The 13,897-nt window shown below is 63.4% G+C and carries 13 protein-coding genes; 3 read left to right on the top strand and 10 right to left on the bottom strand.

The genetic code is table 11. The annotated features are described in order from the left end of the window. Positions 1–7 precede the first annotated feature (7 nt). From rng to QQF40_RS00125, 5 genes are all read right to left on the bottom strand, one after another. The gene (gene rng, locus QQF40_RS00145) at positions 8–1,471 is read right to left on the bottom strand and encodes a ribonuclease G (protein ID WP_175088351.1); all 1,464 of its coding nucleotides are present in this window, start codon (positions 1,469–1,471) and stop codon (positions 8–10) included. Between the two features lie 184 nt (positions 1,472–1,655). After that, positions 1,656–2,414 (bottom strand): Maf family protein, encoded by a 759-nt coding sequence (locus tag QQF40_RS00140; protein WP_352230708.1) that lies wholly within the window; start codon positions 2,412–2,414, stop codon positions 1,656–1,658. A gap of 123 nt (positions 2,415–2,537) precedes the next feature. Beyond that, on the bottom strand, positions 2,538–3,020 hold the full coding sequence (mreD, locus tag QQF40_RS00135) for a rod shape-determining protein MreD (protein WP_043332574.1): 483 nt from the start codon (positions 3,018–3,020) through the stop codon (positions 2,538–2,540). Beyond that, positions 3,020–3,997, bottom strand: a complete 978-nt coding sequence (mreC, locus tag QQF40_RS00130; protein ID WP_285460401.1) for a rod shape-determining protein MreC — start codon at positions 3,995–3,997, stop codon at positions 3,020–3,022. Before mreC ends, mreD begins: the two co-directional genes overlap by 1 nt. Before the next feature lie 64 nt (positions 3,998–4,061). Continuing rightward, on the bottom strand, positions 4,062–5,099 hold the full coding sequence (locus QQF40_RS00125) for a rod shape-determining protein (protein WP_043332576.1): 1,038 nt from the start codon (positions 5,097–5,099) through the stop codon (positions 4,062–4,064). A 329-nt stretch (positions 5,100–5,428) separates the two neighbouring features. Here QQF40_RS00125 and gatC point away from each other — a divergent pair, with 329 nt between their 5' ends. The 3 genes from gatC (at position 5,429) to gatB (ending at position 8,779) form a co-directional block, all read left to right on the top strand. Next, a complete protein-coding gene (gatC, locus tag QQF40_RS00120; protein ID WP_054555110.1) occupies positions 5,429–5,716 on the top strand; it encodes an Asp-tRNA(Asn)/Glu-tRNA(Gln) amidotransferase subunit GatC in 288 nt (95 codons plus the stop codon). A gap of 130 nt (positions 5,717–5,846) precedes the next feature. Beyond that, positions 5,847–7,325 carry an Asp-tRNA(Asn)/Glu-tRNA(Gln) amidotransferase subunit GatA gene (gatA, locus tag QQF40_RS00115; RefSeq protein ID WP_285460094.1) on the top strand — a complete coding sequence of 493 codons (1,479 nt, stop codon included), beginning with the start codon at positions 5,847–5,849 and terminating at the stop codon, positions 7,323–7,325. Continuing rightward, a complete protein-coding gene (gatB, locus tag QQF40_RS00110) occupies positions 7,325–8,779 on the top strand; it encodes an Asp-tRNA(Asn)/Glu-tRNA(Gln) amidotransferase subunit GatB (RefSeq protein WP_175088353.1) in 1,455 nt (484 codons plus the stop codon). Before gatA ends, gatB begins: the two co-directional genes overlap by 1 nt. Positions 8,780–8,872: 93 nt before the next feature. Here the strand turns inward: gatB and QQF40_RS00105 are convergent, their stop codons facing one another. The 5 genes from QQF40_RS00105 to hemA form a co-directional block, all read right to left on the bottom strand. Then, the gene (locus QQF40_RS00105; RefSeq protein WP_285460093.1) at positions 8,873–9,631 is read right to left on the bottom strand and encodes a HesA/MoeB/ThiF family protein; all 759 of its coding nucleotides are present in this window, start codon (positions 9,629–9,631) and stop codon (positions 8,873–8,875) included. A 72-nt stretch (positions 9,632–9,703) separates the two neighbouring features. Beyond that, positions 9,704–10,204 (bottom strand): Lrp/AsnC ligand binding domain-containing protein, encoded by a 501-nt coding sequence (locus QQF40_RS00100; RefSeq protein WP_043335877.1) that lies wholly within the window; start codon positions 10,202–10,204, stop codon positions 9,704–9,706. Positions 10,205–10,491: 287 nt separating this feature from the next. Further along, positions 10,492–11,340: a peptide chain release factor N(5)-glutamine methyltransferase gene (prmC, locus tag QQF40_RS00095; protein ID WP_285460092.1), complete on the bottom strand. Its 849-nt coding sequence runs from the start codon at positions 11,338–11,340 to the stop codon at positions 10,492–10,494. 1 nt (position 11,341) lies between these two features. Beyond that, positions 11,342–12,427, bottom strand: a complete 1,086-nt coding sequence (gene prfA, locus QQF40_RS00090) for a peptide chain release factor 1 (RefSeq protein ID WP_285460091.1) — start codon at positions 12,425–12,427, stop codon at positions 11,342–11,344. Then, positions 12,424–13,695 (bottom strand): glutamyl-tRNA reductase, encoded by a 1,272-nt coding sequence (gene hemA / locus QQF40_RS00085; RefSeq protein ID WP_285460090.1) that lies wholly within the window; start codon positions 13,693–13,695, stop codon positions 12,424–12,426. The genes prfA and hemA overlap by 4 nt, the downstream gene beginning before the upstream one ends. Positions 13,696–13,897: the final 202 nt, after the last annotated feature.

Here is a 13,897-nt window from a genome sequence, read left to right as displayed (position 1 = left end):
TGACAGATCACATGAGCACAATATCGTACTGCTCCTGGGTGTAATGCGCCTCGACCTGGAAACGGATGGTCTTGCCGATGAAGCTCTCGAGGTCCGCCACGGCCGCGGATTCCTCGTCCAGCAGTCGATCGACCACATTCTGTGAGGCCAGCACCATGTAGGTATCCGGGCTGTAGGCTCGCTCTTCGCGCATGATCTCGCGGAAGATCTCGTAGCAGACCGTCTCCGGCGTCTTGAGGGTGCCGCGCCCCTGACAGGTCGGACAGGCCTCGCACAGTACCTGCTCCAGACTCTCTCGCGTGCGCTTGCGCGTCAGCTGCACCAGACCCAGCTCGGTCACACCGGTCATCTTGTTCTTGGCGTGATCACGCTCCAGCGACTTCTCGAGCACCCGCAGCACCTGGCGCTGGTGCTCGGTCTCTTCCATGTCGATGAAGTCGATGATGATGATGCCGCCGAGATTGCGCAGCCGCAGCTGGCGCGCGATGGCGGTCGCCGCCTCGAGATTGGTCTTGAAGATGGTCTCTTCGAGGTTGCGATGGCCAACGAAACCACCGGTGTTGACGTCGATGGTGGTCATCGCCTCGGTCTGGTCGATCACCAGATAGCCACCACTCTTGAGCTGCACCTTGCGACCCATCGCCTTGTGCAGCTCATCCTCGACACTGAACAGATCGAAGATCGGTCGCTCGCCGGGGTAATACTCGATGCGCCCTTCCATGTCCGGCATGAATTCGCTGGAGAATTCCTTGAGACGCAGATAGTTCTCGCGGGAATCGATGCGCACGCGCTCGATCTCGTCGCGCATCACATCGCGCAGCGTGCGCATGAACAGTGGCAGATCATCGTAGATGACGCTGGGCACGGCAGCCGTGAGGCGACGTTCACTGACCTTGCGCCACAGGCGCAGCAGGAAATGCATGTCCTGTTTGAGTTCCGCCTCGCTGATGCCCTCGGCGGCGGTGCGCAGGATGAAGCCGCCGGGCGCCTCCGGATCAAGCTCCGTGAGGCAGCGCTCGGTCATCTCCTTGAGGCGGTCACGCTCGACATCGCTCTCGATGCGCTGCGACACGCCGGTATGCGGCGAGTCCGGCATGTAGACCAGATAGCGTGACGGCACCGACAGATGCGTGGTCAGCCGGGCGCCCTTGGTGCCGATGGGGTCCTTGGTGACCTGCACCACCAGTGGCTGGCCTTCGCTGAGCAGCTCGCGGATCGAGAGCTGCTCATCATGCGGCGTATGCGCCGGCATGACTTCCTGGGCATGGATGAAGGCCGCCCGTTCGAGACCGATATCGATGAAGGCCGCCTGCATGCCGGGCAATACTCTCACCACCTTGCCACGGTAGATGTTGCCGACGATGCCGCGTCGCCCGCTGCGTTCGATGAAGGCTTCCTGCAGGACACCGTTCTCGACTACCGCCACGCGGGTCTCCATCGGTGTCAGGTTGATCAATACCTCGCCGCTCATAGCGCAAGTCCTTGTAAAGTCGTTGCTTGCGATTATGACATAGCTAGGGAGCCCCCGGCTGTGATCTATCGACTAAGGATTTCCTGCAACGGGTATTTTGTGCCACGCACGCAAGCCATCGTCTTCGTGATGACGCTGGTGCGCTGACTCGACGCCCGACTGATGCAGCGTGGGACATCGCCCGTCAGAGCGGTTGCCACGGCTGAACGCCCGCCTTGCTCAAGAGCTGTGCGGTCTCATGCAGCGGCAGCCCGACCACGGCGCTGTAACTGCCCTCGAGATGACTGACAAAGACGGCGCCGAGCCCCTGGATGGCGTAACCACCCGCCTTGTCAGCGGGCTCACCGGTCGCCCAGTAGCGCGCGGCCTCCTCCGGGGTGATGGTACGAAAGGTCACGCGGCTCTCGACCAGCTCGCTCTCGCAGCGCATGTCGCGCCCGGCGTCGCCATGACACAGCGCCACACCACTGAGCACCTGATGACTGCGCCCCGAGAGACTGAGCAGCATCTCGCGCGCGTCCAACTCGTCGCGCGGCTTGCCGAGAATGCGTCCATCCAGTGCCAGCGCGGTATCCGCGCCGAGCACTCGCCGCCCCACCGTCCGACCTGCCGTCCGCTGCGCCAGAGCCGCGAAACCGGCCTGCGACTTCTCTCGCGCCAGACGCAGCACGTAATGCTCCGGCGACTCATTGGCCTGCGGCGTCTCATCGATATCCACCGGCGCCACCTCACATTGGATGCCGATACTGGCCAGCAGGTCACGACGACGCGGCGACCCCGAGGCCAGAATCAATCCCGGATCAGCAGCGTCCTGTTGATCAGAGCCCTGTTGAGCAACGCCCTGAGACATCACGTTGCGTTGCGTCGTGGCGCCAGAGTTCGCAAAGAGCGAGGAAGCGGGGCTGTCGGCATCGGAAGTGGATGGCCTGGAAGCGGATGACATGGAAGACCTCGTGAAGATAAACATGGCTGACAAGTACCAGAAAGCCGCCCGTAGGCGGCTTTTGGAAGCTCACAAGAAGTGCTATCGATGTGCGAGTAAGTGCTATCGATGTGCGAGTGGCACTCAGGCCGCGACCCGCCGACGCAGCATCTGCAGCAGAGTATAGAGCCACGGCCACAGCGCGCCGCCGATGACCGCCGAGAGTAGGAACGACAGGCTGACCGGGCCGGCACCGAACAGGCTGCGCAGCCATTGATCCAGCAACTGTGCGATGCCCAGCACCACGATCACCAGCAACGCCTGCTGCAGCAGGGAATAGGCGCGAATACGCTGATAGAGCAGCACGCCCATGAAGGCCGTCAGCGACAGCACCAGGGCGTTGTGCCCCAGCGGTGCGCCCTGCAGGACATCCAGCGCCAGCCCGAACAGGAAGCCGTGGAAGACTCCGACACTCTGCGGCGAGACGATGCACCAGTAGACCAGCATCAGACCCAGCCACTGGGGCCGCCAGATCAGCCACACATCCGGCAATGGCATGACCTGCAGACACAGCGCCAGCAGCAGAGAGAACCAGCACAGCAAGGTGGTCTGGGGACGAAAGGCCATCAGTTGTCCTCCCCGGCAGCGTCGGTGGGTGCCTGAGCGTCTGCCGCATCCTCGGCAGAGCCTTGCGCGGCATCGCCACCCTCGGGCCTGGGCGCCGCCAGGTTGTCACGCGGCAACTCATCGAGGCTGTCATCGACATACAGGTTGTCGGTATCCACCGGCGGCGGCATCTGGATCAGGAAGTTGCGCGATCGCTCCAGCTGCGCGATGGGCTCGGCACTCACGCGGGCGAACGGCTTGCCGGGATCATGATAGACCTCGGTGACACGTGCTACCGGCAGGCCGCGCGGAAAGCGAAGCGCCAGCCCGGAAGTCACCAGCAGATCCCCGACACGAATGTCGGCGGTATCCGGCACATGCAGCACATCGACCTGATCGATCTTGCCGCTGCCCTGGGCGATGAAGCGCAGGCCATTGCGATTGATCTCGACCGGCACGGCGTGGCTGGCATCACTGATCATCAGCACTCGACTGTTGTAGGCCGACGTGGAGATGACCTGCCCGACGAGACCATAGGCATCGAGTACCGGCAAGCCGATGCGCACGCCATCCTGCTCGCCGCGGTCCACCACCATGCGGTGGGAGAACGGGTCAGCATCGAGGGTCAGCAACTGGGAGGTGATATAGGGGATGTCGCTACGTTGCCCGGCATTGAGCAATTCGCGCAGGCGCGTATTCTCGGAGGTCAGGCTCGCCATGCGTTGCACACGGCTGGACAGATTGAGCAGCTGTTCGCGCAGCGCGCGGTTCTCGTCGGCCAGCTCCTGCTGATCGGCAAACACCAGCGCGCCCCAGCTGAGGCCTTCCGTCGGCAAGCTGACGACCCACTGCACGGGCGATACCAGCGTCGCCATGCTGGCGCGCACATCGACCATCCAGCTGAAGCGATCTTCGGCAAACATCAGCGCGAGTGACAGCACCGCGCACAGCAGCATGCGGTAGCCGGGCACGGGGCCACGCGTGAACAGGGGTTTGATAGCACGTCCTCCGACAGGCCGGGACCAGCCGTACAGCACACAGCATGCCCGGCCCCGGACGAGGTCAATCGCTCGACAGCAGCTCGAAGGTGTGCTGATCGATCATTTCCAGCGCCTTGCCACCGCCGCGCGCCACGCAGGTCAGCGGGTCTTCGGCGATGATCACCGGCAGGCCCGTCTCTTCCGCGATCAGCTTGTCGATGTCACGCAGCAGCGCACCACCACCGGTCAGCACCAGGCCACGCTCGGCGATGTCGGAAGCCAGCTCCGGCGGAGACTGCTCGAGCGCGCTCTTGACCACCGAGACGATGGCCGCCAGCGGTTCCTGCAGCGCATCGAGAATCTCGTGGGAGTTGAGCGTGAAGGAACGCGGAATACCCTCGGCCAGATTGCGGCCGCGCACGTCGATCTCGCGCAGCTCGCCACCCGGGTAGGCACAACCGATCTCTTCCTTGATGCGCTCGGCCGTCGCCTCACCGATCAGGCTGCCGTAATGGCGACGCACATAGGAAGTGATGGCTTCGTCGAAGCGGTCACCGCCGATACGCACGGATTCGGAATAGACCACGCCGTTGAGCGAGATGATGGCGATCTCAGTGGTACCACCACCGATATCGACCACCATGGAGCCCATCGCCTCTTCCACCGGCAGGCCCGCACCGATCGCGGCAGCCATCGGCTCCTCGATCAGGTAGACCTCACGCGCGCCGGCCCCTTCGGCCGATTCCTTGATGGCGCGACGCTCGACCTGGGTCGACATGCACGGCACGCACACCAGCACACGAGGGCTGGGTGTCAGGAAGGTGCTCTGATGCACCTTGCGGATGAAATGCTGGAGCATCTGTTCGGTAACGGTGAAGTCGGCAATAACGCCGTCCTTCATCGGTCGGATGGCCGTGATATTGCCGGGGGTGCGCCCCAGCATGCGCTTGGCATCGGCACCGACGGCCGCCACACTGCGGGCATTCCCGGACTGGCGAATGGCCACGACTGAGGGCTCGTCGAGCACGATACCGCGACCGCGCACATAAATAAGCGTGTTGGCAGTACCCAGATCGATCGACAGATCGCTCGAGAACAGCCCACGTAAACGTTTAAACATGGAAGTTGATCACCTAGTCCAGACCGGAACCCTGTGCAGACGCGAACGGTACCATTGCCACCCCATGGCGGCAAGCTGACACGCCTGCCAGAGCGACGCAGATGTGGTACATTTCACGCCGAATCACACTGTAACGGCGCATTCGGCGACAGATTGCTCCATCGCTGCAAAGCGCGCTGTTTTACAGGGTAACGGGCATCGGGTTTGCCGGGACACCACAATTTTCGAATTCGGCTTTTCGCGCTCGTCGCGCCAGTCTGATTTCGCGTGGTCGTCTCTGACTCCTGCCGTCACCTCAAGCCTCTCGAAGCCAAGACAGGGAAACTTCAATGGCCCTTGAACATTCAGATGTGCTGCGTGCCGCTCACCTCGCACGCCTGGGTCTTGCCTCGCAGGATGCCGAAGCCTACGTCGAGGATCTCGACCGGATTCTCGCCATGGTCGACCAGCTGCAACAGGTCGATACCGACGGCGTCGCACCGCTGGCGCACCCGCTGGAAGCCACGCAACGCCTGCGCGCGGACGAAGTCACCGAATCGAATCAGCGCGAGCGTTTTCAGCAGGTGGCCCCGGCCACAGAGCAGGGTCTGTATCTGGTTCCGCGCGTCGTCGAGTGATCTCGCCTGGCAGATCGCTCACGCATCGTGACCGACTGCCATCGGATACCACGTCACGCGGCACGCCCCGTCCGCCCCGGAATTTCTGCGGATGATGCCCGGCGCATCGTCTGCACTGATGGAATCGAACATGTCATCGTCCATTGCACTACATGACAAGACGCTCAGTGAGCTGGCGCAAGGCCTGGAGGCCGGCGAATACACCAGTCGCGAGCTGACGGAAGCCTTCCTGGCCCGTATCGAACGCCTCGATGGCGAGCTCAACAGCTACATTACCCTGTGCCGCAAAGAAGCGCTGCGTGATGCGGATGCCGCCGATGCACGCCGTGCCGCCGGCAATGCCGCCGCGCTGACCGGCGTCCCGATGGCCATCAAGGACATCTTCTGCACCGAAGGTGTGCGCACCAGCTGCGGCTCGAAGATGCTCGACAACTTCGTCTCGCCCTACGACGCCACCGTGATCGAGAAGCTCAAGGCCGAGGGCGTGGTGATTCTCGGCAAGACCAACCTCGATGAGTTCGCGATGGGCTCCTCGAACGAGAACAGCCACTACGGTGCCGTCAGGAACCCGTGGGATCTGTCCGCCGTACCGGGTGGCAGCTCCGGCGGCAGTGCCGCCGCCGTCGCCGCAGGCCTCGCACCGGCCGCGCTGGGCACCGACACCGGCGGTTCCATCCGCCAGCCGGCCGCCTTCTGTGGCATCACCGGCCTCAAGCCGACCTACGGTCGCGTCTCGCGTTACGGCATGATCGCCTACGCCTCCAGCCTCGATCAGGGCGGCCCGATGGCTCGCTCCGCCGAAGACTGCGCGCGCCTGATGAACGTGATCGCCGGCGCAGACCCGCGCGACTCCACCAGCGTGGTGCGTGGCGTGCCGGATTACGTCGAAGGACTGGACTACAACCTCAAGGGCCTGAAGATCGGCCTGCCGAAGGAATACTTCGGCGAAGGCCTGTCCGAGGAAGTCGAAGCTTCCGTGCGTGCCGCGATCAAGGTCTTCGAGGATGCCGGTGCCAGCGTGCAGGAAATCTCGCTGCCGCATACCCACCTGGCCATCCCGACCTACTACGTGATCGCGCCGGCCGAGGCCTCCTCCAACCTGTCGCGTTATGACGGCGTGCGCTTCGGCCATCGCTGCAATGACCCGCAGGACCTGGAAGACCTCTACAAGCGCACTCGCGAGGAAGGCTTCGGCGACGAGGTGAAGCGTCGCATCATCATCGGCACGCACACCCTGTCCGAAGGCTTCTTCGATGCCTACTACATCAAGGCCCAGAAGGTGCGTCGCCTGATCCGCCAGGACTTCCTCGATGCCTTCGATCAGGTCGATGTGCTGATGGGCCCGGCGGCACCGACCCCGGCGTTCGATCTCGGCGCACACAAGGACCCGCTGTCCATGTACCTGCAGGATCTCTACACCATCGCCATCAACCTGGCAGGCATTCCGGGCATCAGCGTGCCGGCCGGCCTGGCAGGCAAGCGCCCGGTGGGGCTGCAGATCCTCGGCCCGCACTTCGGTGAGCAGACCCTGCTGGGCGTCGCGCACCAGTTCCAGCAAATCACCGACTGGCACCGCCAGCGCCCGGAATTCGGACAGGAGCAAGCCTGATGCAATGGGAAGTCGTAATCGGGCTTGAGGTTCACGCTCAGCTCGCCACCCAGTCAAAGATCTTCTCCGGCTCTTCCACCACCTACGGTGCCGAGCCCAACACCCAGGCCAGCGCCGTGGACCTCGGTCTGCCGGGCACCCTGCCGGTGCTCAACGAGCAGGCCGTGGCCATGGCCGTGCGCTTCGGCCTCGCCGTCAATGCCGCCGTTGCCGGCCGTTCGGTGTTCGAACGCAAGAACTACTTCTATCCGGATCTGCCCAAGGGCTACCAGACCAGCCAGATGGATCAGCCCATCGTCGGCCCGGGTGTGCTCGAGATCCTTCTGGAAGATGGCACGCGCAAGTCGATCCGCATCCATCACGCCCACCTCGAGGAAGATGCCGGCAAGTCGCTGCACGAAGACTTCCAGGGCATGACCGGCATCGACCTCAACCGTGCCGGCACACCACTGCTGGAAATCGTCTCCGAGCCGGACATGCGTTCCGCCAAGGAAGCGGTGGCCTACGTGAAAGCGATCCACGCCATCGTCACCTACCTGGGCATCTCGGACGGCAACATGGCCGAAGGCTCGCTGCGTTGCGACGTCAACGTCTCGGTGCGCCCCATGGGTCAGGAAGCCTTCGGCACCCGCGCGGAGATCAAGAACGTCAACTCCTTCCGCTTCATCGAACGCGCCATCCACTTCGAGGTGGAGCGTCAGATCGAGCTGATCGAGGACGGCGGCAAGGTCGTGCAGGAAACCCGCCTGTATGACCCGGACGCCGACGAGACGCGCAGCATGCGCACCAAGGAAGAAGCCAACGATTACCGCTACTTCCCGTGCCCGGATCTGCTGCCGGTAGAAGTGGATGAGGCCTACATCGAACACCTGCGCCAGACCCTGCCGGAACTGCCGGCCGAGAAGCGCGCACGTTTCGAAAGCGAACTGGGCCTGTCCGCCTATGACGCCGGCGTGCTGTCCGCCAGCCGCGAGATGGCCGACTTCTTCGAGGAAGTGAAGGATGTCTGCGGCGACGCCAAGCAGGCCGCCAACTGGGTGCAGGGCGAGCTGGCCGGTCGTCTCAACAAGGAAAACCTCGACATCACCGTCAGCCCGGTCTCCGCGGCCCAGCTGGGTGGCCTGATCAAGCGCATCGTCGATGAGACCATCAACGGCAAGGCCGCCAAGCAGGTGTTCGCCGCACTGTGGGATGGCGAAGGCGAGAGCGCCGACGAGATCATCGAGTCACGCGGCCTCAAGCAGGTCACCGACACCGGTGCCATCGAAGCCGTGGTCGATCAGGTGATCGCAGACAACCCGGCCCAGGTGACCCAGTATCAGGAAGCCGAGCCGGACAAGCGTGGCAAGATGATCGGCTTCTTCGTCGGTCAGGTGATGAAGGCCTCACGCGGCACCGCCAATCCGCAACAGGTCAACAAGGTGCTGAAAGACAAGCTGGATAGCCTCAGCTGAGCCTGTCCATCAGTCGCTGAATGAAAAAGCCCCCACCGTCATCACGACGCTGGGGGCTTTTTCATGCTCTATCGAACAGCAATTGACTGCCGCCTATACGGGCTCACGACTGCCACACACCTGGCAGCCGGGGTCGCGCTTGAGGCCCATGCGCCGCCATTCACCACTGAGGCCATCGAAGGTGGCAAGGCCGCGATGCACGCTGCCGGCACCGCTGATCAGCTTGAGCGCTTCCAGCGCCTGAAAGGCGCCGATGATGCCGACCAGCGGCGCGATGACGCCACTCTCGGCACAGGTCAGTTCTTCATCGCCAAGCTCATCCGGCGGATACAGGCAGCCATAACACGGTGCCCGTGGCTCACGGCGATCAAACACTGCCAGCTGACCGGAGAAGCGTATCGCGGCGCCGGACACCAGCGGGGTGCCCGCTGCCACGCAGGCGGCGTTGATCGGGAAGCGCGAGCTGAAGCGATCGGTGCAATCGAGCACCACGTCTGCGGCAGTCACCTGCTCGGTCAACGCCTTACCCTGCAGCCGCTCGGACAACGCGATCACCTCGATGTCGGGATTGATCTTCAACAGTGAGGAGGCAAGTGATTGCGCCTTGGGCTGATCGATGTCGGCGTCACCATGGGCGATCTGACGCTGCAGATTGGACAGCTCGACGTGGTCATCATCGGCCACCACCAGGGTGCCGATGCCCGCGGCTGCCAGATAGAGCGCTGCCGGGCAGCCCAGGCCGCCCGCCCCGATCACCAGGACCCGCGCCGCCAACAGGCGTTGCTGCCCGGCGATGTCGACCTGGGGGAGCAGGATCTGGCGCGAGTAACGCAGCAATTGCGAATCTTGCATGGGAGAAAAGCCGCCTATCGGTAAATGAAGTGAGGTGCCACGCGCCCTGCCTGACACCAACAGGGCTTGCCATTACTTGGCATCCAGTTCCTCGATATCGGGCACATGCAGCGAGAACTGCTCCTTGACCTCTTCCATCACCACATAACTCTTGGATTCCTTGACGCCGGGCAGCGTCAGCACCACATCGCCAAGCAGCTGACGATAGGCGGACATTTCCGGAATCCGGCACTTGAGGATGTAGTCGAACTGACCGGAGACCAGATGACATTCCTGGATCTGCGGCAGCTTGGAGACGGCGCGGCGGAATTCATCGAACACCGACGGCGACTGCGTCTCGAGACTGATCTCGACGAAGACCAACAGATTGGCCTTGAGCGCCTTGGGGTCGAGCACCGCCTTGTAACCGCGGATGACGCCGGCACGCTCGAGGCGCTTGACGCGCTCCAGGCACGGCGTGGTGGAAAGGCCGACTTCCGAGGCGAGGTCGACATAGGAGATACGGGCATTCTCTTGCAGGCAACGCAGAATCTTGAGGTCGATGCGGTCCAGAGAGCGTGATTTTGCTTTCATTGTAATAGTTTTCCCAGCAGGGTGACTTGCAGCAGGATCATCCGTGTTCCTGGCTTCCGTGCAGTCAGGCCGTCGGATAACAAGGGGGTTATCAGATGACCATGCCAATCATGCAGGTTCATTACTACCATACCCGGCCAACAGGGGATACGCCTTCACTGGCGGTGCTGTGACGAGGATTCCACGCAGACTCCACTGAAAACGGTGGAATGCACTACAGAGGTAGCAAGTGCGAAGATGTCAGCGGGGACCACGCACGGGCACCGCTAACCGGTGCCCGGCGAGCATCAGGCCAGCTTGCCCAGCGTGATGCGTTCTCGCCCGCCCAGGTCTTCCAGGGTCTCGACGTCGATGAAACCGCCGGTACGCAGTGCCTCGCGCACTTCATTGCCCTGGGTGAGACCATGCTCCAGCATCAGGTGACCACCTGCGGCCAGATGCTGCGGTGCCGTCGCGATCAGATGCAGGAAATCTGCCAGGCCGGCCTTTTCCGCGACCAGCGCAGAACGCGGTTCGAAGCGCACATCGCCCAGCACGAGATGCGGGTCGTCATCGGCCAGATAGGGGGGGTTGGCGGTAATCAGCGCAAAGCCGGTCTCGATGACGCCACTGAACCAGTCACTTTGGCGGAATTCGGCATTGGCGATCGCCAGACGCTCGGCATTGCCGCGAGCAAGCTGCACGGCCCCCTCGATGAGATCGACCCCCAGTACCTGCCACTGTGGGCGATGACGCGCAAAGGCCAGCGCGATGGCACCGGTGCCGGTACCGAGATCCAGCAGCTTGCCGCTGGTGGCCTCGGCCAGTTCCAGCGCGCACTCCACCATGACCTCGGTGTCCGGGCGCGGAATCAGCGTGACCGGCGAGCAGGCCAGCGTCAGACCATAGAACTCACGCCGCCCGAGCAGATGCGCCACGGGATGGCCCTCGGCCCGGCGTGCCAGCAGCGCCTCGAAACGTGCCACACCCTCGGCGCCTGCCTCGCTCTCGAGATCCCGATCGCCCCAGGTGTAGAACCAGGTGCGCTCACGTCCCATCACTTCGCCCAGCAGCAACTCGGCATCCAGACGCGGAGAATCGCTGCCCGCCTCGCTCAGACGGGCAGTCGCGGCTGCCAGGGTGACATCGATTCTCACCTTATTGCTCCTGCAGCGCGGTCAGCTGATCGGCCTGGTATTCCACCACCAACGGCTCGATCACTTCGTCCAGCTGGCCGGCGATCACTTCATTGAGCTTGTAGAGCGTCAGGTTGATGCGGTGGTCGGTCAGACGCCCCTGCGGGAAATTGTAGGTCCGGATGCGCTCGGAGCGATCACCCGAGCCGACCAGCTTGCGACGGGCATCGGAGGTGGCCTGTGCCTGGGAATCCACCGCGGCCTGCTTGAGGCGCGCCGCCAGCAGTGACATGGCGCGCGCACGGTTCTTGTGCTGGCTGCGCTCATCCTGACACTCCACCACCACACCGGTGGGCAGGTGGGTGATGCGAATCGCGGAATCAGTGGTGTTGACGTGCTGACCACCGGCGCCGGAGCTGCGATAGGTGTCCACGCGCAGGTCGGCCGGATTGATGTCGACGTCACCGACTTCATCGGCCTCGGGCATCACCGCCACGGTGCAGGCCGAAGTATGGATACGCCCCTGGGATTCGGTGGCGGGCACGCGCTGTACGCGGTGCGCGCCGGACTCGAACTTGAGGCGCGAGTAGACACCATCGCCTTTCACGCGGGCGATGACTTCCTTGAAGCCGCCGTGCTCCCCGTGACTGGCGCTGACGGTCTCGACCTTCCAGCCCTTGAGCTCGGCGTAGCGCGAGTACATCTTGAACAGGTCACCGGCGAACAGCGCCGCCTCGTCACCGCCCGTGCCGGCGCGCACCTCGAGGAAGACGTTGGCGCCGTCATCCGGGTCACGCGGAATCAGCAGCTGGGTGATCTCGGCTTCCAGCGTCTCGAGCGCCGCATCGGTATCACGGACTTCTTCACGCGCCATGTCGCGCATCTCGGGATCACTGTCCTCCGCCATCGCCAGCGCGGCATCACGATCTTCGTTCAGGCCGCGATGGCGGCGCCATGCCTCGATCAATGGTTCAAGCTCGGCATACTCCCGCGACAGGTCGCGGAACCTGGCCTGGTCCCCGATCACTTCGGGCTCCGACAACAGTGCGGAGATCTCCTCGAAGCGATCATGGAAGGTGTCGAGCTTGGTGATGAGGCTGTCTTTCATGAAGGGTCCTGTGATGAATCAGCCGGCGCGAGCAGAAGCGTCTGGGCCGTCTGAAGAATATCCTGGCGATCATCTCCCGAGGCTTGGCGCAGTGCCAGCGTCGGGTGATGCATGAAGCGATTGGCCAGCTGGCGTGCCAACTGCGCGACCACTTCCTGGGGGTCGCGTCCCTGATCGAGCTCCGCCAGCGCCTGCGCCTCGCATTCGGCGCGCAGTTGCTCGCCATGGCTACGGTAGCGCTTGATGACTTCGCCGCCACTGCGCACCCGCTTGCGGTGCAACCAGGCGTTGACGCCCTGGCGAATCAACTCTTCTGCCTGGGCAGCGGCCAACTCACGGTGGCGACGATTCTCGTCGATCACTTCCTGCAGGTCATCGACCGTGTAGAGGAAGACGTCGTCGAGGTCTCCGACCTGCGGCTCGATATCGCGCGGCACGGCGATGTCGACCATGAACACCGGCTTGTAGCGGCGCTTCTTGAGCGCGCGTTCCACCATGCCCTTGCCGAGAATCGGCAATTGGGAGGCGGTGGAGGCTATCACGATATCGGCATTCTCGAGGGCATGCGGAATACCTTCCAGGCCGATGGCAGTCCCGCCCAGGTCATCGGCCAGACGCTCGGCGCGCGACACGGTGCGGTTGGCGATGCACAGGTTGGCGATGCCCGCTTCCTTGAGATGGCGCGCGACGAGTTCGATGGTCTCGCCGGCGCCGATCAACAAGGCATTGGCCCGCGAGAAGTCATCGAAGATGTGGCTGGCCATGCTGACGGCGGCGTAGGCCACCGAGACGGGGTTCTCGCCGATACCGGTCTCGGTACGCACCTGCTTGGCGACCTGGAAGATATGCTGGAAGAGCTGCTCGAGCTCACCGCCCAGCCCCACCGAGTTGCGCGCGAACTGATAGGCGTCCTTGAGCTGCCCCAGAATCTGCGGCTCGCCCAGCACCATCGAGTCCAACCCCACCGCGACACGGATCAGGTGGCGTACCGCCTCTTCCCCCAGGTGCTGATAACTGCAACGCGACAGCTCCTCCACAGGCAGGCGATGAAAACGCCCCAGCCACTCGAGCACCGACTTGGCGCCATCGCTGGTCACGCAGTACAGCTCGGTACGATTGCAGGTCGACAGCACCGCCGCTTCGGAGACCGCCGGCAGGCGCTTCAATTCGCCCAGCGCGGCATCGAGCTGCGCAGGCGTGAAAGCAACGCGTTCGCGCACGTCAACGGCGGCGGTGCGGTGATTGATGCCAAGGGCAAGAAGGGTCATGGAGTCAGTCGTCAGGGTCTGGCCGGCAGGGGGCGGCGTCAATGTCAGGCGGCTCTCGGTTCTGGACTGCCACGAGGCAGCGACCAGAGACAGCAGGCAATCCGCGAGGGCTTCGTGCTTTCATGCCTGTCGACTCAATGGGGACAAGGGCGACAGACATAAAGGCACACAGGGCTGCCAAAGCGGCTGAGATCGTAATATT

The sequence above is a fragment of the Cobetia sp. LC6 genome (assembly GCF_030264805.1).
Taxonomy (GTDB): domain Bacteria; phylum Pseudomonadota; class Gammaproteobacteria; order Pseudomonadales; family Halomonadaceae; genus Cobetia.
The sequence above is the reverse complement of the archived record's forward strand: the minus strand, read 5'-3'. Positions and strand labels throughout refer to the sequence as shown.

Bases quoted from the DNA above. Each gene is read 5' to 3' on its own strand.
- QQF40_RS00140 (WP_352230708.1), bottom strand. From the start codon at position 2,414: ATGTCATCCGCTTCCAGGCCATCCACTTCCGATGCCGACAGCCCCGCT.
- gatC (WP_054555110.1), top strand. From the start codon at position 5,429: ATGGCCCTTGAACATTCAGATGTGCTGCGTGCCGCTCACCTCGCACGC.
- prfA (WP_285460091.1), bottom strand. From the start codon at position 12,427: ATGAAAGACAGCCTCATCACCAAGCTCGACACCTTCCATGATCGCTTC.
- gatA (WP_285460094.1), top strand. From the start codon at position 5,847: ATGTCATCGTCCATTGCACTACATGACAAGACGCTCAGTGAGCTGGCG.
- QQF40_RS00105 (WP_285460093.1), bottom strand. From the start codon at position 9,631: ATGCAAGATTCGCAATTGCTGCGTTACTCGCGCCAGATCCTGCTCCCC.
- gatB (WP_175088353.1), top strand. From the start codon at position 7,325: ATGCAATGGGAAGTCGTAATCGGGCTTGAGGTTCACGCTCAGCTCGCC.
- hemA (WP_285460090.1), bottom strand. From the start codon at position 13,695: ATGACCCTTCTTGCCCTTGGCATCAATCACCGCACCGCCGCCGTTGAC.
- QQF40_RS00100 (WP_043335877.1), bottom strand. From the start codon at position 10,204: ATGAAAGCAAAATCACGCTCTCTGGACCGCATCGACCTCAAGATTCTG.
- QQF40_RS00125 (WP_043332576.1), bottom strand. From the start codon at position 5,099: ATGTTTAAACGTTTACGTGGGCTGTTCTCGAGCGATCTGTCGATCGAT.
- mreD (WP_043332574.1), bottom strand. From the start codon at position 3,020: ATGGCCTTTCGTCCCCAGACCACCTTGCTGTGCTGGTTCTCTCTGCTG.
- rng (WP_175088351.1), bottom strand. From the start codon at position 1,471: ATGAGCGGCGAGGTATTGATCAACCTGACACCGATGGAGACCCGCGTG.